Source organism: Vibrio sp. 378, from assembly GCF_033339435.1.
Genome location: NZ_JAWOUO010000805.1, coordinates 1 through 601, shown reverse-complemented (window position 1 = coordinate 601; position 601 = coordinate 1). Strand labels below are relative to the sequence as shown.

Annotated in this window: 1 protein-coding gene; it reads right to left on the bottom strand. The window is 50.4% G+C overall.

The genetic code is table 11. From position 1 onward, the window contains the following. Window positions 1-601 (bottom strand): DUF2339 domain-containing protein (locus tag R7Q48_RS28950; protein WP_318133799.1); only part of this gene is annotated, 601 nt, incomplete at both ends.

Sequence of the window (601 nt, the reverse complement as noted above, 5' to 3'; positions counted from 1 at the left end):
CACGCCAAGTTAAAGCGCCACCAACCATTAATCCTGCCACTGAGTAGCTAAACAACTCCGCCATACTGGTCGGTTGAAACAGCGTCATTGACGTGGTTTGCCAGAACTGTCGAATCGACATCCCTAGCCAAATGGCCGCTAATGCAAAGCCAAGACATGCGACCGCTAATCGGTGTACACGCAGCGTATTCCAGCGTCTAACGACCGCAGCAATGAGAATGCACGCTGGCAGAAGCCAACCTAAACTCAGCATGTTGAACACAGGCATGGCTTGTGCCGATACGTTGTTGGTGATGAGTGGCGATTCAACGCTGTTCAGCCATACCGTCAATAGCGCGAATACGCCCCACAATAAGTAGCTGTAGGCTTGATAAACAAGGGTGAGCTGCTGAGCAAATTGGCTGCGATAACTGTAAACCAAGCCCATAACCAGAGCTTGGTTGGCAAAGACCACGGCACTTGTGAAATCGATGTGCCCCAAATAGCCGTATTGTCCCGTTAACCAGTAGTTGGTTTGGGTGAACAACGCCATTAAGAACACATGCAAAAACGCCCCTTCGAACCAGTTGGTCAGGTCGGAATCTTGTTTCGCTAGCACGCT